Source organism: Streptomyces sp. NPDC043870, assembly GCF_056435785.1.
Map to the genome: position 1 here is coordinate 156,705 of NZ_JBWKDT010000010.1, position 22,054 is coordinate 178,758.

Consider the following 22,054-nt stretch of genomic DNA (forward strand, 5'->3'; position numbering starts at 1 on the left):
CCCAAGAACCGCCGCCCCGCACCTGGTGTCCCCCGTCGCCCGGTGCGGGGCGGCTGCATGTCCGGACGCTCTTCGTAGGAACGGCATGGGCGCCGTATAGAAGTCACTCGCAGCATGGAGGGGCAATCCACCATCAGCCCCGGCCCTGGAGAGTTCGGGGCCGCCGAGCGGCCACTCGGCGGCCCTCGGAGGTGTACCACCACGCCGACAGGCGTGCCTGATGTGCGTACGTACCTCCTCGGCACAGGGGACCATCCCGCACGCCCCCGTGGCAAGCGCGGAGCAAGCCCCGCAGAGAGGACGCCCCAGCCATGCCCGCCGATTTCATCGACACCCTCGCAGGCCACGCCCGCACGGTCCCCGACCGTGAGGCGCTGGTGCACATCCGGTACCGCGCCAGCGGGCTCGTCGAGGAAGCAATGACCTACGCGGAACTCGACGCGGCGGCCCGCACGGTCGCGGTGCGGCTCGCCGAGCACTGCGCCCACGGCGACCGGGCCCTGCTGCTGTACCCGACGGGCACCGCCTTCGCCGCCGCGCTGCTGGGCTGCATGTACGCCGGTGTGGTCGCCGTTCCCTGCCCGCTGCCCGAGGGCACGCGTGGGCGCCGGAGCCGTACCACCGGCGTCGCCCTCGACACCGCGGCGACGGCGGTCCTGACCGACGCGGCCACCCTGGCCGACGTCACCGAGTGGCGTGACCGGGAGGGCCTGACCGCCACCGTGCTCGCCTCGGACGCGCTCACCGCCGAGCCGGCCGAACTGGCCGCCTGGTGCCGCCCGGAGGGGGAGGCGCTCGCCTTCCTCCAGTACACCTCGGGCTCCACCAGCGATCCCAAGGGCGTGATGGTCTCCCACGCCGCGCTGCTGGCCAACCTCACCCTGATCCGGGACCGGATGGGGCTGAACAGCTCCACCCGCACGTGCAGTTGGCTGCCCATGTACCACGACATGGGGCTGATCGGGCTGCTGCTGGAGCCGCTGTTCGTGGGCACCACGGCGTACGTGATGTCACCGATGGAATTCCTCAAGCGGCCGCACCTGTGGCTCCAGACCATCTCCAACCACGGCGTCCAGGTCAGCAGCGCGCCCAACTTCGCGTACGACCTGGCCGCCCGCCGGCTCACCGACGCCCAGATCGCCGGGCTCGACCTGTCCCGCTGGACGTTGGCCTGCAACGGCGCCGAGCCCGTCAGCGCCGCCACCCTGGACCGGTTCGCCGAGAGGTTCGCGCCGGCCGGGTTCAGGCGGGAGGCGCTGCTGCCCTGCTACGGCATGGCGGAGACCACCCTGTTCGTGGTCGGCACGCCCGTCGAACGTGCCCCCGTCGTCACCTCCGTCGACCCGGCCGCCCTGGAGAAGCACGTCTTCGAGCCGGCCCCCGGCGGCCTGAGGCTGGTCAGCAGCGGCCGGGTGACGGGCTTCGACATACGGATCGTCGACCCGGAGAGCATGCGGACGCTGCCCGACGGCCACGTCGGCGAGATCTGGCTGCGCGGCGAGAGCGTCGCCCGCGGCTACTGGAACAACGCCGAGGCGACCGAGCGGATCTTCCACGCCCGCAACGCCGAGGGCGAGGACGGCTTCCTGCGCACCGGCGACCTGGGCGTGCTCCACGGGGACGAGCTCCACATCACCGGCCGCATCAAGGAAATGATCATCCTCAACGGCCGCAATGTGTACCCGCACGACGTCGAGCGCGAGGTCACCGCGGGGCACGAGGCGTTCGCCGGCCTCGCGGCCAGCGTGTTCACGGTGCCCGCGCCGGAGGAGGAACTGGTCGTGGTCCAGGAGGTCCGCGCGGCCAAGGACGGGGACCTGGCCGCACTGGCCGCGCTGGTGCGCGGCCTGGTGGGCGAGTACTTGAAGACACGCGTCGCCAACGTCGTGCTCGTGCGCCCGGGCAGGATCCGCAAGACCACCAGCGGCAAGATCCAGCGCTCCCTGATGCGCAAGCTCTTCATGGACGGCGAGCTGGAGTCCCGGCACGAGGAGCTGGACGGTCCGGTCCGCGACCGCTACCGCGCCGAGGTGCCTGCGGCATGACCCTCCCCTACGACCCGGTCGCCCTGGCGGACGCGTTCGAGCGCGCTCTGGGTGACCCCGCCGACCCGGACCGCCTCTTCTGCGCCTCCCGCGTCCTGGAGCTCGACCGCGCCGAGGAGTTCCCCGACGAGATCGTCGCCGAGCTCAACGCACACGGGCTCCTCGCGCACTACGTGCCCGAGGAGTACGGCGGACGCCTGCGCAGCTACGAGGAACTGCTCCAGATCGTGCGCCGCGTCGCCGCCCGCGACCTCACCACCGCCATCGGGCATGCCGCGACCTACCTCGGGGCGGTGTGCACCTGGGTGGCCGGCACCCCGGATCAGGCCGCTCTCGCAGCCAAGGAGGTCATGGCCGGGACCGTGCACTCCTTCGGCCTGACCGAGCGCGACCACGGCAGCGACATCCTCGCGGGCGAGGTGACGGCCGCGCCCGTACCGGGCCGGTACCGGCTCGACGGTGAGAAATGGCTGATCAACAACGCGACGCGGGGGCGCCGGCTGTGCGTGCTGGCCCGCACCGACGCCGGTGGCGGCAGCCGCGGGTTCAGCCTGTTCACCGTCGACAAGCGCGACCTGCCCGAGGACACCTACCGCACGCTGCCCGCCGTCCGTACCCACGGCATCCGCGGCACCGACATCAGCGGCATCGCGTTCACCGGCGCGTCCGTGCCCGCCGGAGCCATGATCGGGGCTCCCGGCGAAGGCGCCGAGATCGTACTCAAGAGCCTCCAGCTCACCCGTACGCTCTGTGCCGCGCTCTCGCTCGGCTCGGCCGACCACGCATTGCAGCTCGCGCTGGGGAAGGGCGGGCCCGAGGAGGACCCGGCGGTGGCGGCGGTCCTGGCCGACGCCTACGCCGACCTCCTCACCGTCGAGGCGGTGTCGCTGGTCGCGGCCCGCTCGCTGCACGCCCTCACCGGTGAACTGAGCGTCGTGTCCGCCGCCGTGAAGCACTTCCTGCCCGCGACCGTGGACGCGATGATCGAGCGCCTGGCCACAGTGGTGGGGGCCGAGGCCTACACGGCCGACGGCGCCTTCCAGAAGGTGGCCCGCGACCACCGCATCGTCGGCATCTTCGACGGCAACTCCGTGGTCAACCTGCTGGCACTGGTCAACCAGTTCACGCTGCTCGTGCGCGGCCGGCGGCGCGGGGCCTTCGACGCGGCCGGACTGGCAGCGGCCACCACGCTCGGATCCGCGCCCCCGGCCTTCGACCGGGACCGGCTGAGCCTGATGTCGCTCGGCGGTTGCACGCTCACCCAGGCGCCACTGGACGACGCGGTGCCGTACGTCGAGGAGCTGCGCCGAATCTCCGAGGACGTGCATGCGGAGATGGTGCGGATCCGCCCCTCGGCCCGGGACACCAGGCCGGAGGCCTTCGACCTCGCCGAGCGCTACACCGTGCTGTTCGCCGCCTGCGCGTGCGCGCAGCTGTGGACGCACAACCGCGACCGGTGGCCCGACACCGGCTGGCTGGAGGTCTGTCTGGCCCGGCTGCTGGCCCGCCTCGGCCACCCGGTCGAGGCACCGGGCACGGACTCGCTCCTGCCCGAGCTGCTGCGGCGCCGCGACGGCGCAGAGGCGACGCCATGACCGCGACGACCGCCGTGACCCACCTGATCACGAGACCGGTGGTGGATCCGGAACCTCTGCTCGCCCGTCTCGGGCTCCCGCCGGCCACACCGGAAGAAGCCACCGAGCAGCTCCCCGTCCACCGGCCCGAGGAGGCACCCCGATGACCGCAGTACTCGCCGAGAAGCGCCTCGGCGATCCGCTCGATCCGGCCAACCCGCTCGGCTTCGACGCCATCCTGGCGGCGGACGAGAGGCGTGAACCGTTCACGGCCGCGGACGACGTCCTGCACGGGCCCTTGCTGGGGGAGCGATCGGGCCGGGACCAACTGGTGGCGCTCGGCCGCACGGTCTTCCGCCGGGACACGGCGCTCGCCGCCCGGCTGGGAGTGCCCGGCCTCGCCGCGGCCCACGGTCTGCCGCGTCCGCCGCACGCCGCCCCGTTCGCCGTCGCGGCCGACTCAGGGCTGCGCCTGGCCGGGGGCGCACTCAGCGGGCGCGCCCACGTGCTCGGCCCGGACCCGCACGGCTACGCGGTGCTCGGGCTGCGGACCGAGGACGGCACGCCCGCCCGGCTGCTGCTCGACCTGACCGCGCTGCCCTCCGCGCACGTACAGCGCGGTCCCGCGCGGGAACTGATCGCCCTTGAAGGCTGCGCGGTGGCGGAGTACACCTTCCACGGCTGCCCGCTGCCCGGCTCGGGGGTCCTGGACCGTCACGGACCGGAGATCCCCTCGCTGCTGTCCAGCATGGCCGTGGGGGCGCTCGACAGCCAGTTGCGCGTCGCGCTCGACTTCGCCCGTCACCGGATGCTCTACGGGCGCCGGGTCGTGGACATCCCGCACTCGGGGAACCTGCTGGCCGGGGTCTTCCTCGACGTGCTGATCTGTGACGGCCTCACCGGCCTGCCCGGCGTCTCCGGCCTGATCAACGACGTCATCCGGCAGGCCGGTCACGAGCTGACGGTACTGCTCGGCGCGCGCTCGTACCTGCGCGAGGGGCCGCACGGCATCTTCCAGAAGCAGCTGCGGGACCTGCCCGCGCTGCTCCACCTTGCTTCCCTGCCGGACACCGCGGCTCCCACGCGCCTGCCATGCGAACTGCCCGTGCCGGACGGCCTCGTGGACGCGGTGCGGCAGCGGCTGGGCACCCGGTTCGGCCACCGTCCGCAGCCGCTGGACGACACCACCCGCGGGCGGGTCCTGGACGAACTGCTGGCCCGCGCGGACGCCGGGTTCACGTTCGACCTGGCCTGCACCGCGCTTCCCCGTACATGAGCACGATGAGGAGCACACCACCCATGACAGACACCGTCGGCAGCACCACCGCCACCGCCACCGACGACGAGATCCGCGACTGGCTCATCGAGCGCGTCGCCTTCTACCTCGAAGTGCCCGCCGAGAGCGTTTCCCCCGACATGAAGTTCGTCGATATGGGCCTGGACTCGGTCTACGCCATGACGATGTGCGGCGACATCGAGGACCGTTTCGAGCTGGAGGTCGAGCCGACCGTCGCATGGGACCATCCCAGCGTCACGGCGCTCACCGCGCACCTGCACGACGTACTGGGCCGCCGATGACGGGCGTGTCGGTCGGCCAGCAGGCGCTCTGGTTCCTGCACCGGATGGCGCCGGACAGCTCGGCGTACAACGTGGCCGCGGCCGTGCGGATCCGCACGCCGCTGGAGCTCGGCACCCTGCGGCGCGCCCTGGCCGCCACGGCCGGGCGGCACGACATGCTGCGCTCGTCGTTCCGGGAGGAGGACGGGGAGCTGCGGCGCGTGGTCACCGCCTCCGCCGCGCCGGACCTGCGCGTGCGGGAGGCCGGTCCGGTCGACGACGCCGAGCTGCACGCCCTCGTACGGTCGCTCAGCACGGAGCCGTTCGACCTGGACCGGGCGGCCTTCCGGGCCGACCTGGTCCGGCGCACCGACGACGACGCAGTCCTGCTGCTGACCGCGCACCACATCGCGACCGACGCGTACTCGCAGGGCATCGTCCTGCGCGACGTGCTCGACGCGTACGGTGCGGGCGGCACCTCGTCCGCCGGACCGCTGCGGCTCACCTGGAACGACCATGTGGCCGCCGAGCGTGAGCTGCTGGCCTCGCCACGGCGGGCCGAACTGGAGGAGTACTGGCGCCGCGTGTGCGCACAGGCACCCCACGTGCTGGAGCTGCCCACGGACCGGCCCCGGCCGCCCCGGCAGACCTTCGAGGGCGCCACGTACGAGCTGCGGCTGCCGGACGAGTTCACCACCCGGCTGCGCGAGGCCGCCTTCGGCGCGGGCGTCACGCCGTTCGTCCTGCTGCTGGCCGCCTTCCAGTGCACCCTGCACCGGCACAGCGGACAGGACGACTTCCTCGTCGGCTGGCCCACGACCACCCGGGCCGGTCACAAGGCCCGCAACCTGGTCGGCTACTTCGTCAACTCGCTCGCCCTGACCGCGCACTTCGACCGGTCGACCACCTTCTCCGGGCTGTTCCGCTCGCTCGACGACCAGATCAGGCAGGGCATGGGCCGCGTCGGCTACCCCTTCGCGCTGTTGCCCAAGGCGCTCGGTCTGCCGCACGACCCGAGCCGGCCGCCGATCACACAGGTCGCCGCCACGATGGTGACGACCAACCGGCTCGATCCCCTGGCCGACCTGCTGGCCGCGGGTGAGGCTGCCGGGCGCGAGCTGGAGGTCGGCGGGCTGCGCGTCCGCGCCTTCGACGTGCCGCAGCAGGAGGGCCAGTGCGACCTGTCGGTCGAATTCCTCCAGAGCACCGCGTCGTTGCGGATCTCCTTCCGCTATCACACCGGGCTCTTCGAGCGGACCGCCGTCGAGCGGTTCGCCCGCCACTTCCATCGGTTCACCGAGGCCGCGGTCGCCGACCCGGAACGCCGCGTCGCGGACGTCTCCATGGTCGACGCGGCCGAGCGGGCCCGGCTTCTGGCCCTCGGCTCCGGTGCCGGAACCGTCCTCACGCCCCAAGGGGGTGTTCGCTGATGTCCATGCCCACGACCCTCGAACCCGTCATCGTCGTTGAGGAGCGTTTCCTCGACGATCTCGCGCACTTCGCCTCGATCGGGGGCCGGCCGGACGGCGGCGTCGACCGCGTGGCGGGATCGGCGGCCGACGCGGAGGGCCGGGCCTGGTTCGCCCGGCGCATCGCCGATGCCGGCCTCGTCCCGCGCGTCGACGCCATCGGGAACGTCTTCGGTACGGCACCGGGCGGCAGCGGCCCGTATCTGCTCATCGGTTCGCACACCGACACCGTCCCGGCGGGTGGGCGGCTCGACGGCGCGTACGGTGCCGTCGCCGCGCTGGAGACCTTGCGGGCGCTGCACGAGGCCGGGCACCCAGCGGCGCGGTCGCTGCAGATCGTCGGCTTCTTCGACGAGGAGGGCGCCCGCCCGGACTCGACCGGCGGCCTGACCGGGTCGAGCGCGTTCTGCTCCGGCGAGGGCATCCGCGACATCGCCGCGTTCCTGGAACTCCACATCGAGCAGGGTCCGCGCATGGAGGCTGCCGGCACCGAACTCGCCGTGGTCGAGGGCATCGTGGGCGTCCAGCGCTTCACGGTGACCTTCCTCGGCGAGACCAACCACGCCGGTACGACGCCCATGGCCGACCGCGCCGACGCCGGCCGCGCCGCCATGAAGTTCGCGAGCCGCGTGCAGCCGGTGGTCCTGGGCATCGACCAGGACATGGTCATGAACATCGGCTTCATCGAGCTCGTGCCGGGTGCCCCCAACGTCGTGCCCGGCGAGGCGCGCCTGGTCGTCGAGTGGCGGTCGGGCTCGCGCCACGCGCTCGCCGAGGCCACCCGCGAGCTGGAGACTCTCGCCCGCTGGACGGCCGCCGACGAGAACTGCACCGTCTCGGTGGAGCGGATCTCGGCCAAGCAGATCACCGAGTTCGACCCGGCACTCTGCGACACCGTTGAGCGGGCCTGCCGTATCACCGGCGGCCGTCTGGGCAGGCTGCTCAGCTACGCGGGCCACGACGCGAGCGTGCTGGCCCAGCACGTGCCCACGGCCATGCTCTTCGTGCCGAGCACGGGCGGCGTCAGCCACTCGCCCAAGGAGGACACCCCGGACGCCCAACTGGTGCGTGGCTGCCAGGCCCTGCTCCAGTCGGTGATCGAGTACGGGAACCGGGACGCCGATGCTCGTTGACCGGCCGGAGACGTACGGCGACCCGTGGTTCCCGGCGGTGGCCGGCGCTCCCGCAGCCGGCCTCCCGCTGCTGTGCCTGCCGCACGCCGGCGGCGGGGCGACGGCGTACCGTACCTGGTCCGGCGCCCTCGCCCCGTACGTCCGGGCCGTGCCCGTCCAGCTGCCGGGCCGCGAGGACCGGTTCGGGGAACCGCCGGTGCGGTCGGCGGCGACGCTCGTCGCGCGGCTGGCCGACGCAGTGGCCGCGCACTCCGGGGTACGTGACGAATACGCCTTGTTCGGACACAGCATGGGTGCGCTGCTCGCCTTCGAGCTGGCGCACGCGCTCATCGCGCGAGGCCGCCCGCCCGTCCACGTCTTCGTCTCGTCCTACCGCGCACCTCAGCTGCCGCGGCGGACCCGGGAGGTCCATCTGCGCGACGACGCGGGCCTACGGGAGTTCCTCGCCGAACTGGAGGGGACGCAGGCCGAACTGCTGGCCCACCCGGAGCTGCTGGAGATCCTGCTGCCGGTGATACGTGCGGATCTCGAACTGTGCGGGACGTACCGGTACCGGCCCCGGCCGCGGCTGGCCGTGCCAGTCACCGCCCTGGGCGGACGGCAGGATGCGGCCGTGCCGGCCGAGGACCTGGAGGCCTGGGCGGACGTGTGCGGCGAGGAGTTCACGGTGGAGGTGTTCGACGGCGGCCACTTCTATCTGCGAGAGCGGCAGCAGGCCGTGCTCTCCGTGGTGGCAGCGGCGCTGACGCGCTGACCGCCCGCGGTCGTGCGCGGTCGTGCGCGGAGTGGTGGCATCGTGCCGAGCGGGGCCCGACGGTGGTGAGCCGTCGGGCCACGCAGTGTGCGTACAGCAGGGCTACGCCGCCACGAGCGAGGGCATCACGGGCTGCGGCCGGTGCACCGACCGGCGCTGCGCGTACAGCAGAACCAGCCGGTGGAAGCGGTACTCGCCCGCCTCGACCGTCTCCAGCAGCGCGCCGTCGGCCAGTTCCTCCAGCACGTCCTCGACGTCCGCGGTGGACAGGCCCAGCACCGTGGCGGCCGCCGACGCCGTGAACGGCCGCTCACCCAGGACGGACAGACGGGCCAGCAGCTCCTCGCTCTCGCCGCCGGTACGGGCCAGCCATGTCCGCAGCGAACGCTCCAGGTCCAGGTCGCCGAAGCGCAGTTCGCGCAGCCCGCCGGCCGGCTCGGCGAACCGCCGGGCCAGCTGCGCCAGCGACCAGTGCGGTCGGGACGCGAGCCGTGCCCCCGCGATCCTCAGCGCGAGCGGCAGCCCGGCACAGTGGGCGACGATCTCGGCGGCTGCCTGCGGTTCGGTCGCCACCCGTGCGGCACCGACTGCCGTCCGGAGCACGGCGTGCGACTCGCGGTCGGACATCGGCTCGAGCGCCAGGGTCTCCGGGCCCACGGCCACGGCCAGATGTGCGTGCCCGGTGACCAGGACGGCGGCGTGCGGGCTGGCGGGCAGCAGCGGCGCCAGCTGAGCGCAGTCCACGCCGTTGTCCAGCAGGACGAGCAGCCGCTGCCCGGCGGTGTGGGTTCGGTAGAGCCGGACCAGTTCGTCGAGATCGTGCCGGACGGTCGGGGGCGGCTCGTGGCCGAGCGACCTCAGCAGCCGTACGAGCACCCCGCTCGGGTGCTCGGGCCGGCCGTCGGATCCCACCAGGTTCGCGTAGAGCTGGCCGTCGGGGAACCGCTCCCGGACGGCATGCGCGGCATGGACGGCGAGAGCGGTCTTGCCCACGCCCGCCATGCCGGTGATCAGCAGACGGCGCCCGCCCGCGGGGGCACCGCCGGAACCGTCCGCCGTCTTCAGCAGCGCCGCCATCGTCGCCAGTTCACGGTCCCGGCCGACGAAGGCGGCCGTGTCCGGCGGCAGCATCGCGGGCACCTGCTCCGGTGCCGCGAACAGCGCGGCGCCCGTGCCCGTACCGAAGGCCGTGGGGCCCGACGGCGGCGCGACAGCCGCGGTCGGGCGCTCGCCGGCACCGGGGGTCGCCCGTTCGGCGTCAGCACCGTGGTAGTCCAGGCTGCCGCGGAGCACGGCCTGGTGGGTGTGCGTGAGTTCGCTGCCCGGATCCACCCCCAGCTCCTCGGCGAGCACGGAACGGCCGACGTGGAAGACGTGGAGGGCGTCGGCCTGCCGGCCGCACCGGTAGAGCGCGGTCATCAGCTGGGCGCGCAGCCGCTCACGCAGCGGGAAATCGGCGACTAAGCGGGTGAGTTCAGCGATGACCTGCTGGTGTCTGCCCAGGGCGAGATCCGCCTCCACCCGGTTTTCCAGAGTGGCTGCCCGCCCCTCGTCCCACAGCGGTCCCTCCTCCGCCACCAGGAATTCCGTGACATTGGCGAGCACGGGCCCGCGCCACAGTTCCAGCGCGCTGCGCAGCAGCGTTCCCGCCTCCTCGAAGCGTCTCTCCCGAAGGGCCTGTCTGCCGAGGCGGTCGAGTCGGTCGTACTCCACCATGTCGACGAGGTACTCGCCCGTTTCCAGAACATATCCGGGAGACCGCCGGTGGATGGAGGTCTCCGGTTCGAGCAACTTGCGCAGGCGCGAGACATGCGTGTAGATCTGCGCCTTCATGGTGGTCGGCGGGTTCATCCCCCAAAGGAGCGCACTGAGCCGTGCGTCCGGCACCACCTTCCCCCTGGCCAGCAGCAGCGCCGCCAGCAGTGTGTGCATCTTCGTGCCCGAGAGGTCGACGCGCAGGTCGTTGCGCCATACCTCGACCGGGCCAAGCAAGCGAAAATCCATGGTTCCCCGTTCAGCTTCATGGTCCTTGCTCAACCTACCGATGTTGACCAATCCCTGTGTTCGACTGATTTTGTATCGATTTCATCGACTGAAAAGAAAAATAGGGGCGTCATAGAACCGCTGCCTAACCTCACCTCCACAAGCAGACGGGACGCGATCCGATGCCGGCGGACTGACCACCGCCCACGGCTCACCACGCACGAGGGGGAATTCTGATGAGCGGAAGCAGCAGCACCACAGGGATCACCATGACCGGTTTCTTCATCGGCATGGCCGTGTTCCTCGGCGCGGCCGTCGCGCAGATCGTGACGGCGTCGCAGGGCACCCCGGCAGCGACCGTCGTGTTGTCCGCGTCGGCCCAGGCGGACATCACCAAATCCGACGACGACTATCCCTGGAACTGATTCCCGCACCGGCCGCTGCGCCGAGGCGTCATCCGCCCCGTGGGGCGCTGTGACACCCCGGCTCCTCCAGCAGGGCGGCCAGCGCCGCGGCCGGTACCGGAACGCCCGGCTCCGCGGCCTCCACGGCGCGGAGCAGGCGCTCCGTACGGTCCTGCCACACCTTCGCCCCCAGCGCGGCGAACGTCTTCAGGGCCCCGCCGATCCGCTGCGCGCCGCCGGGCGTACCCGCCACCGCGTCCAGGCACCCGAGGTCCGCCTCGATCCGGGCGAACAGGAAGTCGTCCGAGAGTTCGTCCGCGATCTCCCGGGCCCGGTCCAGCACAGACCGCGCCTCCGCGAGCTCACCAGTCCGCCACAGGGCGTCGCCCAGGGCACGCAGCGCGTAGGTCTCCCCCACGCGGTCCCCGCCCTCCTGAGTCAGCCGCACGACCCGGCGGCTGGCGGCGGCCGCCCGGCGCGGCTGACCGCTGCGCAGCAGCACCTCCGCGAGCCAGTGCACACTCTGCGCCTCGGCCCGCCACAGACGGCCCTCCCGGCTCGTGGCCACCGCGCGCTCGCTGAGCTCGATCCCTTTGGCAAGGTTGCCGCGCTCCACCTCGATCTGCGCGAACAGGCCCATGGCGTGCGCCGCACCGCGCACGTCCCCGATGTGGAGGAAGACCTCCATGGCCTCCTCGACAAACGCTGCGGCACGGGCGAGGTCGCTGCGAAAGTGCGCGCAGATCGCCAGCAAGCGGAGCACCTGGGCGCCCCCGTACACGTCACCTGCCTGCCGGAACAGCTCCAGTGCGGGCATCAGCCGGTCCTGGGCGCGTTCGTAGCGGCGCTCGTTGATGGCCAGTGAGCCCAGCGAGCGAAGCATGGCCGCCTCGCCCGCGGTGGCGCCCGCGCGCCGGGCGGCCACGAGGGACTGTTCGGCGCAGCAGCGCCAGTCATCCAGGTAGTGGCGGGTCTCGAAGACCGGCGTAGCACACGCCGTGAGCGACCAGCTGTACAGCGCCAAGCCGCTGCCGGCCTCACTCTGCGCCGCCTGCGCGACAACGGCGACGATGGCGCGGCGCTCGGTCTCGAACCACTCCATGGGCTCCCGCAGGAGGTCATCCACCAGTGACGCAGGCAGCTCCTTGCAGACATCCAATCCGGTGCGCGGCACGTTCCCTCCGCCCTCCGCCCGGCGGTGGGCCTCGTCGGCCAGCGCGAGCCAGCCACCGAAGGCCCCGCCCAGTGCGGTGTTGCGCTCGTCCTCGCTGTCCTCGGCGAGGGCCAGCTCACAGGCGTACAGGCGGGGCAGGTCGTGGAAGCGGTACCGGGGCGCGGAACCGGCCCGTCCCTGGACGACCTCCAGCAGCTGCGCGTCGACGAGCTGCTCGATGAGGTCCTCGGCCTCCCACAGCTCGGTGTCCAGGAGAGCGGCGCCCACCCAGGGGGCGAAGTCCGGCACCTTGAGCAGACCCAGGCAGCGGAACATCCGCGCCGCCGCAGGAGGCAGGTCCCGGTAGCTGAGCCGCAGCCCGGCCCGGATACCGCCCTGGCCGGGGCTGAGTTCGTCGAGCCGGCGCCGTTCGCACTCCAGTCGCTCCACCAGGGAACGCAGCGACCAGTGCGGGCGTGCCGCCAGCCGGGCTCCCGCGATGCGCAGGGCGAGCGGGAGCCGGTCGCAGAGTTCGCTGAGACGGGCCGCGGCCTCCGGATCGGCGGTGAACCGGTCGGGCCCGGCCACTTGGGCGAGCAGAGCGGTGGCCGCGTCCTGCTCCAGGACCGGCAGGCCGATCCGTCGCATGGCGAAGTCTCCGGTCAGGTCATCGATCGGATCCCTGCTCGTGATCAGTACGCAGCACCGGCCGGCCCCGGGCAGCAGGAGGCGTATCTGCTCGAACGACCGGGCGTCGTCCAGCAGGATCAGCATCCGCTTGGCGCTGAGGACGCTGCGGTAGAGGGCCGCCCGCTCGTCGAGGTCGGCCGGGATGCGCGCGCCCGGCACCCCGAGCGAGTGCAGCAGCCGGTCCAGCGCCGCCCCGGGCAGTACCGGTTCGTCGGTCTCGTGGTAGCCGCGCAGGTCGATGAAGAGCTGGCCGTCCGGGAAGCGGGAGGCGACCTGGTTGGCCCAATGCACCGCGAGGGCCGTCTTACCGACACCGCTGACACCGGAGATGGAGCCCACGGCCAGCGGCCGGGCGCCATAACCCTCGTCCAGCAGACGGTCGAGCCGGCAGAGCTCCTCCTCGCGACCGGAGAAGGCCGCGACGTTGGCCGGCAGCTGCGCAGGAACCGTGGTGATCACGGCAGGAGCGGGAAGACTGGGTGGCGGCGCCAGGTCCGGGGAGTCCCGGAGCACCAGATCGTGCATCGACTGCAGCACCGGGCCCGGCTCCAAGCCGAGCTCCTCCACCAGGATCTCGCGGCCTTCCCGGAAGATCTCCAGCGCGCGGGCCCGGTGTCCCGAGCGGTACTCCGCCAGCATCAGCCAGCTGCGCGCCTGCTCTCGCAGCGGATGTTCGCGCACCAGCGCGGTCAGTTCGCCGATCAGCGCGCGGTGCCGTCCGAGCTGCAGCTGCAGCCCGGCCCGCTCCTCCAGCAGGTCGAGCCTCAGCCCTTCCAGACGGGTGGCGGCGCTTTCCGCCGGCTCGCCGGCTGTGCCCTCCAGCACCCGGCCCCGCCACAGACTCACGGCCTCCTCGATGTACCGACTCGCTTCAACGAGCTGGCCGCGCCGCGCGGCGTCCCGGGCCCGACTCGCCCGCTCCTCGAACTCGGCGATGTCCAGGCGGTGTTGGCCGAGCATCATGATGTAGCCCGGGTGCGAGGTGACGATCAGGTCGTCGACGCCCGCAGCGTCCTTGAAGAGCTTGCGCAGCGCTCCGACGAGGATGGCGATCTGGTTGCGCGCGGTGGCGGGTTCGCGCCCCTGCCAGACCGTGGCGATGAGACGGTCCACCGAAACCACTCGGTTGCGTGCGAGGAGCAGTGTGGTCAGCACGGTCCGTTGGCGTGAGCTGCCGAGCGTAAGGGTCTGCCCACCGATCTGGACGTCCAGCGTTCCGAGCAGCCTGAATACGATCTTGCTCACAGCCCCGTGTTCCTCCCGCCCCTCACCGTGATCCATGATCACGGCGTCCATTCTGTGCAGGCATGCGCACAGGACCCAAATCGCCGATGGGTTTCAGCCAATCCGCTCTTGCCGGACTCGAGGCGAGGCGCCCAGGCGCACGTGTGCCGGGGCACGCGGAGCTGCTCTGCGGCTCTGTGGTCCGCTTGTCCAGCGGCAGGTGCAGTCAGTGTGGTGTGCTGCATTGCACACGTGCAGGCTGGCAGTCGGTCGTCCTGCCGTTCAACTCAAATACAACGGCGCGTCGTTCGAGCGACGTCATTCGGCCGTGCCGTACCCTGGCCGACCTGGCATCACACGGTCATGCAAGGCCCCGGCCGCTCACTTACGCCCCTGTTGCTGCGGGTGCTCGTGACACAGGACGCGCCTCGCAGGGCCCGGCGAGGGTACGGCTACTTCGCAACCGCGTACTGGAGCCGGCCGCTGTGTACTTCGAGAGCGAGGGCGAGTGCGGCGCGCCTCGCCCTCGTGCTGCAAGCGGCGCGAGGCCAACGAGAGGTGATCCGGACACCGGAGGTCCGGTGCGAAGCGGGCCGATGCGGCTCTGACCCGCGAAAAGTAATGATCAGGCATCTGGCCGGGCGCTGCGGTTCCATCGGTCGTCGCATCGAGGCGGCCTCGGACTACCGGAAGCCGTTCCACTACCTGCCGGCCGACGACCTGAACGTGATCCGGGTCCGCCCCCGGCAGGTCAAGAACCTGCCCGGCCGCGAGACGGACGTCCCAGACGCCGCTGGCTGGCCCAGCTCGGCGCCCATGGCCTGGTCCGGGCTGTAAGGGGCCCACTGTGCGGGGGCTCCGGCCGTCCTTTTGTGGTAGCGCGGACCCCATACACCCGGCTGCTCCGCAGGACTGGTGAGGTGGTCGAGAATCGGGTAGATACGGACGAGTAGCACCGTGCGGTAATTCCGCCCGGCCGCCCCCGATTCAGCGGCGAGGTGAGTCCCTCATGTCCGCCCCATCCACTCCGCAGGACGCCCCAAAGGTCACCGTGACCCCTGAGGTCACCGGGGCACCAAAGGTCACCGAGCGTGAGGCACGCCGGGTCGCCGAGGCTGCGCGCGAGCAGAGCTGGCGCAAGCCCAGTTTCGCCAAGGAGCTGTTCCTCGGCCGCTTCCGGCTCGACCTGATCCACCCACATCCGCTGCCGTCCGAGGACGACGTGCAGCGCGGCGAGGAGTTCCTCGCCAAACTGCGCGACTTCTGCGAGACAGAGATCGACGGCGCTCTGATCGAGCGCGAGGCCCGTATCCCCGACGCCGTGATCGACGGGCTCAAGGAGCTCGGCGCCCTCGGCATGAAGATCGACACGAAGTACGGCGGGCTCGGCCTCACCCAGGTGTACTACAACAAGGCCCTGGCCCTGGTCGGTACCGTGAGCCCGGCGATCGGCGCGCTGCTGTCCGCGCATCAGTCGATCGGCGTACCGCAGCCGCTGAAGATTTTCGGCACCCAGGAGCAGAAGGACGCCTTCCTGCCGCGCCTGGCCCGCACCGACATCTCGGCGTTCCTGCTCACCGAGCCGGACGTCGGATCCGACCCGGCGCGGCTGGCCACCACCGCCGTCCCGGACGGCGACGACTACGTCCTCGACGGCGTGAAGCTCTGGACGACGAACGGTGTCGTCGCCGACCTCCTCGTCGTCATGGCCAGGGTCCCCAAGTCGGAGGGCCACAAGGGCGGCATCACCGCCTTCGTCGTCGAAGCGGCATCCGACGGCATCACGGTCGAGAACCGCAATGCCTTCATGGGCCTGCGCGGCATCGAGAACGGCGTCACCCGCTTCCACCAGGTCCGGGTTCCCGCCGCGAACCGTATCGGCCCCGAGGGTGCCGGCCTCAAGATCGCCCTGACCACGCTCAACACCGGCCGGCTGTCTCTGCCCGCGATGTGCGTGGGCGCCGGCAAGTGGTGCCTGAAGATCGCCCGTGAATGGTCCGCCGTGCGCGAGCAGTGGGGCAGGCCCGTCGCCAAGCACGAGGCCGTCGGCGCGAAGATCTCCTTCATCGCCGCCACCACCTTCGCCCTGGAGGCCGTTGTCGACCTGTCGTCCCAGATGGCCGACGAGGACCGCAACGACATCCGCATCGAGGCGGCCCTCGCCAAGCTGTACGGGTCCGAGATGGCCTGGCTGATGGCCGACGAACTGGTCCAGATCCGCGGCGGCCGCGGATTCGAGACCGCGGACTCGCTCGCCGCCCGTGGCGAACGGGCCGTCCCCGCCGAGCAGATGCTGCGCGACCTGCGCATCAACCGCATCTTCGAGGGCTCGACCGAGATCATGCACCTGCTGATCGCCCGCGAGGCCGTCGACGCCCATCTCGCCGTCGCCGGCGACATCATCGACCCGGACAAGTCCTTCGGCGACAAGGCGAAGGCAGGCGCCCAGGCCACGGCCTTCTACGCCCGCTGGCTGCCGAAGCTCGTCGCCGGGCCCGGCCAACTCCCGCGCTCGTTCGCCGAGTTCCACCCGCGCGGCCATGTGGACCTCTCCACCCATCTGCGCTACGTGGAACGCTCGGCGCGCAAGCTGGCCCGTTCGACGTTCTACGCCATGTCCCGGTGGCAGGGCCGGATGGAGACCAAACAGGGCTTCCTCGGCCGGATCGTCGACATCGGCGCGGAACTGTTCGCGATGAGCGCCGCCTGCGTACGGGCGGAGCTCCTCCGCAAGAAGGGCGACCACGGCCGCGAGGCGTACCAGCTGGCCGACGCCTTCTGCCGGCAGTCCCGTATCCGGGTCGAGGAACTCTTCGGCCGGCTCTGGACCAACACCGACGATCTCGACCGCAAGGTGGTGAACGACATCCTGGCCGGCGCCCACACGTGGCTTGAGGAAGGCGTCATCGACCCCAGCGGCGACGGCCCCTGGATCGCGGACGCGACACCGGGCCCGGCGACACGGGAGAACGTCCACCGTCCCATTCGCTGACAACCCCGTTGTGGCATCCGTTCTTCAGGGCGGTCCCCCAGGACGAAGCCCTGAGGAGGAACGGGTGGCACAACCCCGGGGAGGGCGCCGTTTCGTGCGGCGCCCGCCCCGGGGGCCTGGGGTGACCCCGGGAAGGCCGTCGTCCACGGTGTGGACACCCCGGTCCGGCGGCACCGTCCGGCGGCAGGATGGCGCCGTGACCGTCATCGACATCCCCGGCTCCAAGTCCGTCACCGCCCGCGCCCTCTTCCTCGCCGCCGCGGCCGACGGGACGACCACCCTCGTACGCCCCCTCGTGTCCGACGACACCGAGGGTTTCGCCGAGGGCCTGACCCGCCTCGGCTACTGCGTGGCGCGGGAACCGGGCGCCTGGCGGATCGACGGCAGGCCGCAGGGCCCCGCGGCCACCGAGGCCGATGTGTACTGCCGGGACGGCGCCACCACCGCCCGCTTCCTGCCCACGCTCGCCGCCGCGGGACACGGCAGCTACCGCTTCGATGCCTCCCCGCAGATGCGCCGCCGCCCGCTCGGCCCGCTCACCGAGGCCCTGCGCGCCCTCGGTGTGGACCTCAGCCACGAAGAGGCCGAAGGCCACCACCCCCTGCGCATCGCCGCCCACGGCATCAAGGGCGGCGAACTCACCCTCGACGCGGGCCAGTCCTCCCAGTACCTGACCGCGCTGCTGATGCTCGGGCCGCTCACCGCCGAGGGCCTGCGGATCACCGTCACGGACCTCGTCTCCGCCCCGTACGTCGAGATCACGATCGCGATGATGCGGGCCTTCGGCGTCGAAGTGACCCGGCGCGGCGACACGTTCACCGTCCCGCCCGGCGGCTACCGGGCCACGACGTACGCCGTCGAACCGGACGCCTCCACCGCGAGCTACTTCTTCGCCGCCGCAGCCGTCACTCCCGGCCGCGAGATCACCGTCCCCGGCCTCGGCACCGGCGCACTCCAGGGCGATCTGCGCTTCACCGAGGTCCTGGCACGGATGGGCGCCGATGTCCGGGTCACCGAGGCCGGCACCACCGTCCGCGGTACCGGCCGGCTGCGCGGACTCACCGTCAACATGCGCGACATCTCCGACACGATGCCCACCCTCGCCGCGGTGGCGCCCTTCGCCGACGGACCGGTCCGCATCGAGGACGTCGGCAACACGCGTGTGAAGGAGTGCGACCGCCTGGAGGCCTGCGCGGAGAACCTGCGCCGTCTCGGCATCACCGCCACCACCGGCCCCGACTGGATCGAGATCCGGCCCGGCACACCCCGCGCCGCCGAGATCACGACCCACGGGGACCACCGCATCGTGATGTCGTTCGCCGTCACCGGACTACGGGCGCCCGGCATGACGTACGACGACCCCGGCTGCGTACGCAAGACGTTCCCCGGGTTCCATGAGGTCTTCGCCACGCTTCTCGACAGCAACTGACCCGCGGCCCCACAATCGAGCGTCGATCACGGTCAACACGGAGATGGGGCACGGATGTTCGGGGCGGGGAACCAGAGGGACCGGATGGCGCGGCGCGCGGCCGCCGTCGCGCTCGCCGGTGCCGTACTGGCGGGCACAGCTGCCTGCAGCGGTGACGCGGAGCAGGACGAGAAGCCCAGGGACGGCGCCAAGGCCACCGCGGCCCCCGCCGCCGGTGCGCTGACCGAGAAGCAGCTGACCGCCCTCGCCTTCACCGACGGCGAGAAGGTCGGCAAGTACACCGCCTCCGAGTTCAGCCTCGGCACACCGCTGGGCGAGGACTACACGGCCGACCCCGGCATCTGTCAGCCCCTGGTCAGCCTCGCCTCCGCCGCCACGTCCTTCCACCCCGCCGCCGAGGTGCACCGCAAGGTCGACGTTCCCGACGAGATGACCGGCACCACCGTCACGGTTCAGCTGCGCTCGTACGGGGGCGACGGCGCGGCCGGCGTCATGAAGGCCCTCGACAGCGCAGGCAAGAAGTGCGCCGCGGGATTCACCGAGGTGCGCGCCATCGCGAAAGCGAAGTATCTGAAGGTCGAGCCGGCCAAGGCGCCCGCCGTCGGCGACGAGGCGAAGGCGTACCGCTTCACCATCCTCGACGTGAAGGGGAAGCTGAAGCTGTACGAGTACCTCACGATCGTCCGGTCCGGCTCCACCACGCTGTCCTTCCGCGGTGAGATCACCGATACGAAGGACATCGGGGGAGTCCCGGAAGAAGTGATCACGGCGCAGTGGGAGAAGTTCTCCGCAGGGGGCGGCAAGGGCGCGTAGGGACACCCTGTCCGGGCGCACAGCGGATGCGGCCACAATGGGGGGCATGAGCGACAGCCCATCCCCCCTCGCCGACCCGCACATCGCCTTCGATCCGTCCGAAGGCCGCCGGGACATCGTCGTCCTCGGCTCCACCGGGTCCATCGGCACACAGGCCATCGACCTGGTGCTGCGCAACCCCGACCGCTTCCGTGTCACCGGCCTCTCCGCGGCCGGCGGCCGGGTCGGTCTGCTCGCCGAGCAGGCACACCGGCTGCGGGTGCGTTCGGTCGCCGTCGCGCGCGAAGAGGTCGTGCCCGCGCTCAAGGAGGCCCTCCGGGCGCAGTACGGGCCGGGCGAGTCGCTCCCCGAGATCCTCGCGGGTCCCGACGCGGCGACCGAGCTCGCCGCCTCGGACTGCCACACCGTGCTCAACGGCATCACCGGCTCCATCGGCCTCGCCCCCACCCTCGCCGCCCTGGAAGCGGGGCGTACGCTCGCCCTCGCCAACAAGGAGTCGCTGATCGTCGGCGGCCCGCTGGTCAAGGCGCTGGCGAAGCCCGGCCAGATCATCCCCGTCGACTCCGAGCACGCCGCGCTCTTCCAGTCCCTGGCCGCAGGCACCCGCGCCGATGTCCGCAAACTCGTCGTCACCGCCTCCGGCGGGCCCTTCCGCGGCCGCACCAAGGCAGAGCTGGCTGACGTCACCCCCGAGGACGCCCTCGCGCACCCCACCTGGGCCATGGGACCGGTGATCACGGTCAACAGCGCGACCCTGGTCAACAAGGGCCTGGAAGTCATCGAGGCGCATCTCCTCTACGACATTCCGTTCGACCGCATCGAGGTCGTCGTCCACCCTCAGTCGTACGTCCACTCGATGGTGGAGTTCACGGACGGCTCGACCCTCGCGCAGGCCACCCCGCCCGATATGCGGGGTCCGATCGCGATCGGCCTCGGCTGGCCGCAGCGGGTGCCCGACGCCGCGCCCGCCTTCGACTGGTCGCAGGCCTCCACCTGGGAGTTCTTCCCGCTCGACACCGAGGCCTTCCCGTCCGTGGGACTCGCCCGGCACGTGGGGGAGCTGGGCGGAACGGCGCCTGCGGTGTTCAATGCCGCGAACGAGGAATGCGTGGACGCGTTTCTCGCGGGGCGGCTGCCGTTCAACGGAATCATGGATACGGTCACGGCAGTCGTCGGCGAGCACGGAACCCCCGGCCGGGGAACCTCGCTGACGGTGTCGGACGTCCTGGAAGCGGAGACCTGGGCGCGCGCCCGCGCACGGGAACTGGCCGGACAGGCTGAAAAGACAGCACAGGCTGAAAAGACAGCGAAGGCGACAGCGGAGGCTCGCGCATGACGATTCTGTTGACGGTCCTCGGCATAGCGCTCTTCGCCGTCGGACTGCTCTTCTCCATCGCCTGGCACGAGCTCGGCCATCTCTCCACGGCCAAGCTCTTCGGCATCCGAGTGCCCCAGTACATGGTCGGCTTCGGCCCCACCATCTGGTCGCGGCACAAGGGCGAGACGGAGTACGGAATCAAGGCCATCCCGGCCGGCGGCTACATCCGCATGATCGGGATGTTCCCGCCGGGACCAGACGGCCGTATCGAGGCCCGTTCCACCTCGCCCTGGCGCGGAATGATCGAGGACGCTCGTTCCGCGGCCTTCGAAGAGCTGCAGCCGGGCGACGAGACGCGGCTCTTCTACACGCGCAAGCCCTGGAAGCGCGTCATCGTGATGTTCGCGGGCCCGTTCATGAACCTGGTGCTCGCCGTCGCGATCTTCCTCGGCATCTCGATGACCTTCGGCTTCGCGACCCAGACGACCGAGGTCGCGGGCGTCCAGAAGTGTGTGATCGAGCAGAGCGAGAAGCGCGACACGTGCGCCAAGGGCGACCCGGTCTCGCCCGCCCACGCCGCGGGCCTGCGGGCGGGCGACAAGATCGTCGCCTTCAACGGCGAGCGGGTAGACGACTGGGGCACGCTGTCCGAGCGCATCCGGGCCACCATCGGCCCGGCGACCCTGACCGTCGTACGCGACGGCCAGGAGCAGGTCCTGCACCCCACCCTGCAGAAGAACCTGGTGGCTGCCAAGGACTCGGACGGAGAGGTCATCGCCGGCAAGTTCGTCCCCGCCGGCTATCTGGGCTTCGCCGCCAGGACCGAGATCGTGCCGCAGACCTTCGGCCAGTCCTTGGACCGCATGGGCGACATGTTCGAGAACGGCGTCGAGTCGATCATCAGCCTCCCCGGCAAGGTCCCCGACCTCTGGGCCGCGGCCTTCGGCGACGGCGAACGCAAGGACGACTCCCCGGTCGGTGTGGTCGGCGCCGCGCGCATCAGCGGTGAGGTGCTCAACCTCGACGCACCCACGCAGAACATCGTCGCGACGTTCCTGATGCTGCTCGCGGGCTTCAACCTCTCCCTGTTCCTGTTCAACATGCTGCCGCTGCTGCCGCTCGACGGCGGGCACATCGCGGGGGCCCTGTGGGAGTCCGTGCGACGCCATGTCGCCAGGGTGTTCCGGCGGCCCGACCCCGGACCGTTCGACGTCGCGAAGCTGATGCCGGTCGCGTACGTGGTGGCGGGGATCTTCATCTGCTTCACGCTGCTCGTGCTGGTCGCGGACATCGTCAACCCGGTGAAGATCTCGTAGCGCCGGTGTTTCCCGGGGCAGTGACACCAGCGGCTCCGCCGCGGGCCCTCGGGGCTCCGATCGCTGTGTTCACCCGGGGGACGACCCCCGGACCCCCGGTTGCTGTGTTCACCCGGGGGACGACCCCCGGACCCCCGGTTGCTGTGTTCACCCGGGGGACGACCCCCGGACCCCCGGTTGCTGTGTTCACCCGGGGGAAC

General features: G+C 71.5%; 17 protein-coding genes. 15 read left to right on the forward strand and 2 right to left on the reverse strand.

The genetic code is table 11. From position 1 onward, the window contains the following. Positions 1-311 precede the first annotated feature (311 nt). The 8 genes from AC0699_RS15800 to AC0699_RS15835 are packed head-to-tail and all read left to right on the forward strand — an operon-like array spanning position 312 to position 8,532. Positions 312-2,045: a fatty acyl-AMP ligase gene (locus tag AC0699_RS15800; RefSeq protein WP_478660183.1), complete on the forward strand. Its 1,734-nt coding sequence runs from the start codon at positions 312-314 to the stop codon at positions 2,043-2,045. After that, positions 2,042-3,640 carry an acyl-CoA dehydrogenase family protein gene (locus tag AC0699_RS15805; RefSeq protein ID WP_478660185.1) on the forward strand — a complete coding sequence of 533 codons (1,599 nt, stop codon included), beginning with the start codon at positions 2,042-2,044 and terminating at the stop codon, positions 3,638-3,640. Before AC0699_RS15800 ends, AC0699_RS15805 begins: the two co-directional genes overlap by 4 nt. After that, positions 3,637-3,786, forward strand: coding sequence for a hypothetical protein (locus AC0699_RS15810; protein WP_478660187.1), 150 nt, complete (start codon positions 3,637-3,639; stop codon positions 3,784-3,786). The genes AC0699_RS15805 and AC0699_RS15810 overlap by 4 nt, the downstream gene beginning before the upstream one ends. Next, positions 3,783-4,895 carry a hypothetical protein gene (locus tag AC0699_RS15815; protein ID WP_478660189.1) on the forward strand — a complete coding sequence of 371 codons (1,113 nt, stop codon included), beginning with the start codon at positions 3,783-3,785 and terminating at the stop codon, positions 4,893-4,895. The genes AC0699_RS15810 and AC0699_RS15815 overlap by 4 nt, the downstream gene beginning before the upstream one ends. 23 nt (positions 4,896-4,918) lie before the next feature. Further along, positions 4,919-5,197: an acyl carrier protein gene (locus AC0699_RS15820; RefSeq protein WP_478660191.1), complete on the forward strand. Its 279-nt coding sequence runs from the start codon at positions 4,919-4,921 to the stop codon at positions 5,195-5,197. Next, positions 5,194-6,606 (forward strand): condensation domain-containing protein, encoded by a 1,413-nt coding sequence (locus AC0699_RS15825; RefSeq protein ID WP_478660193.1) that lies wholly within the window; start codon positions 5,194-5,196, stop codon positions 6,604-6,606. Before AC0699_RS15820 ends, AC0699_RS15825 begins: the two co-directional genes overlap by 4 nt. Before the next feature lie 5 nt (positions 6,607-6,611). Then, positions 6,612-7,778, forward strand: coding sequence for a M20/M25/M40 family metallo-hydrolase (locus tag AC0699_RS15830; protein WP_478660195.1), 1,167 nt, complete (start codon positions 6,612-6,614; stop codon positions 7,776-7,778). Beyond that, positions 7,768-8,532, forward strand: a complete 765-nt coding sequence (locus AC0699_RS15835) for a thioesterase II family protein (protein WP_478660197.1) — start codon at positions 7,768-7,770, stop codon at positions 8,530-8,532. Before AC0699_RS15830 ends, AC0699_RS15835 begins: the two co-directional genes overlap by 11 nt. Before the next feature lie 102 nt (positions 8,533-8,634). Here AC0699_RS15835 and AC0699_RS15840 read toward each other — a convergent pair whose 3' ends face one another. After that, positions 8,635-10,536, reverse strand: a complete 1,902-nt coding sequence (locus AC0699_RS15840; protein WP_478660199.1) for an AfsR/SARP family transcriptional regulator — start codon at positions 10,534-10,536, stop codon at positions 8,635-8,637. Between the two features lie 215 nt (positions 10,537-10,751). Between AC0699_RS15840 and AC0699_RS15845 the strand changes: the two genes are divergently transcribed. Beyond that, complete coding sequence (locus AC0699_RS15845; protein WP_478660201.1) at positions 10,752-10,940, forward strand: hypothetical protein; 189 nt, start codon at positions 10,752-10,754, stop codon at positions 10,938-10,940. Between the two features lie 28 nt (positions 10,941-10,968). Here the strand turns inward: AC0699_RS15845 and AC0699_RS15850 are convergent, their stop codons facing one another. Continuing rightward, positions 10,969-14,007 carry an AfsR/SARP family transcriptional regulator gene (locus AC0699_RS15850; protein ID WP_478660203.1) on the reverse strand — a complete coding sequence of 1,013 codons (3,039 nt, stop codon included), beginning with the start codon at positions 14,005-14,007 and terminating at the stop codon, positions 10,969-10,971. 600 nt (positions 14,008-14,607) lie between these two features. Between AC0699_RS15850 and AC0699_RS15855 the strand changes: the two genes are divergently transcribed. From AC0699_RS15855 to AC0699_RS15880, 6 genes are all read left to right on the forward strand, one after another. Beyond that, entirely contained in the window at positions 14,608-14,823 is a 216-nt protein-coding gene (locus AC0699_RS15855) for a hypothetical protein (protein WP_478660205.1), read from the forward strand. Between the two features lie 172 nt (positions 14,824-14,995). Beyond that, positions 14,996-16,978, forward strand: coding sequence for an acyl-CoA dehydrogenase family protein (locus AC0699_RS15860; RefSeq protein ID WP_478660207.1), 1,983 nt, complete (start codon positions 14,996-14,998; stop codon positions 16,976-16,978). Between the two features lie 196 nt (positions 16,979-17,174). Continuing rightward, positions 17,175-18,407 carry a 3-phosphoshikimate 1-carboxyvinyltransferase gene (aroA, locus tag AC0699_RS15865; protein WP_478660209.1) on the forward strand — a complete coding sequence of 411 codons (1,233 nt, stop codon included), beginning with the start codon at positions 17,175-17,177 and terminating at the stop codon, positions 18,405-18,407. A gap of 54 nt (positions 18,408-18,461) precedes the next feature. Continuing rightward, positions 18,462-19,220 carry a hypothetical protein gene (locus AC0699_RS15870; RefSeq protein WP_478660211.1) on the forward strand — a complete coding sequence of 253 codons (759 nt, stop codon included), beginning with the start codon at positions 18,462-18,464 and terminating at the stop codon, positions 19,218-19,220. Between the two features lie 46 nt (positions 19,221-19,266). Then, the gene (gene dxr / locus AC0699_RS15875) at positions 19,267-20,556 is read left to right on the forward strand and encodes a 1-deoxy-D-xylulose-5-phosphate reductoisomerase (RefSeq protein ID WP_478660213.1); all 1,290 of its coding nucleotides are present in this window, start codon (positions 19,267-19,269) and stop codon (positions 20,554-20,556) included. After that, positions 20,553-21,854, forward strand: a complete 1,302-nt coding sequence (locus AC0699_RS15880) for a M50 family metallopeptidase (protein ID WP_478660214.1) — start codon at positions 20,553-20,555, stop codon at positions 21,852-21,854. Before dxr ends, AC0699_RS15880 begins: the two co-directional genes overlap by 4 nt. The last annotated feature ends 200 nt before the right edge of the window (positions 21,855-22,054 follow it).

What these genes read in the sequence shown, in the direction of transcription:
- AC0699_RS15805 (WP_478660185.1), top strand. Translation starts at nt 2,042, where the DNA reads ATGACCCTCCCCTACGACCCGGTCGCCCTGGCGGACGCGTTCGAGCGC.
- AC0699_RS15845 (WP_478660201.1), top strand. Translation starts at nt 10,752, where the DNA reads ATGAGCGGAAGCAGCAGCACCACAGGGATCACCATGACCGGTTTCTTC.
- AC0699_RS15860 (WP_478660207.1), top strand. Translation starts at nt 14,996, where the DNA reads ATGTCCGCCCCATCCACTCCGCAGGACGCCCCAAAGGTCACCGTGACC.
- AC0699_RS15810 (WP_478660187.1), top strand. Translation starts at nt 3,637, where the DNA reads ATGACCGCGACGACCGCCGTGACCCACCTGATCACGAGACCGGTGGTG.
- AC0699_RS15835 (WP_478660197.1), top strand. Translation starts at nt 7,768, where the DNA reads ATGCTCGTTGACCGGCCGGAGACGTACGGCGACCCGTGGTTCCCGGCG.
- AC0699_RS15815 (WP_478660189.1), top strand. Translation starts at nt 3,783, where the DNA reads ATGACCGCAGTACTCGCCGAGAAGCGCCTCGGCGATCCGCTCGATCCG.
- AC0699_RS15880 (WP_478660214.1), top strand. Translation starts at nt 20,553, where the DNA reads ATGACGATTCTGTTGACGGTCCTCGGCATAGCGCTCTTCGCCGTCGGA.
- AC0699_RS15840 (WP_478660199.1), bottom strand. Translation starts at nt 10,536, where the DNA reads ATGGATTTTCGCTTGCTTGGCCCGGTCGAGGTATGGCGCAACGACCTG.
- dxr (WP_478660213.1), top strand. Translation starts at nt 19,267, where the DNA reads ATGAGCGACAGCCCATCCCCCCTCGCCGACCCGCACATCGCCTTCGAT.
- AC0699_RS15870 (WP_478660211.1), top strand. Translation starts at nt 18,462, where the DNA reads ATGTTCGGGGCGGGGAACCAGAGGGACCGGATGGCGCGGCGCGCGGCC.
- AC0699_RS15825 (WP_478660193.1), top strand. Translation starts at nt 5,194, where the DNA reads ATGACGGGCGTGTCGGTCGGCCAGCAGGCGCTCTGGTTCCTGCACCGG.
- AC0699_RS15830 (WP_478660195.1), top strand. Translation starts at nt 6,612, where the DNA reads ATGCCCACGACCCTCGAACCCGTCATCGTCGTTGAGGAGCGTTTCCTC.
- AC0699_RS15820 (WP_478660191.1), top strand. Translation starts at nt 4,919, where the DNA reads ATGACAGACACCGTCGGCAGCACCACCGCCACCGCCACCGACGACGAG.
- AC0699_RS15855 (WP_478660205.1), top strand. Translation starts at nt 14,608, where the DNA reads ATGATCAGGCATCTGGCCGGGCGCTGCGGTTCCATCGGTCGTCGCATC.
- AC0699_RS15800 (WP_478660183.1), top strand. Translation starts at nt 312, where the DNA reads ATGCCCGCCGATTTCATCGACACCCTCGCAGGCCACGCCCGCACGGTC.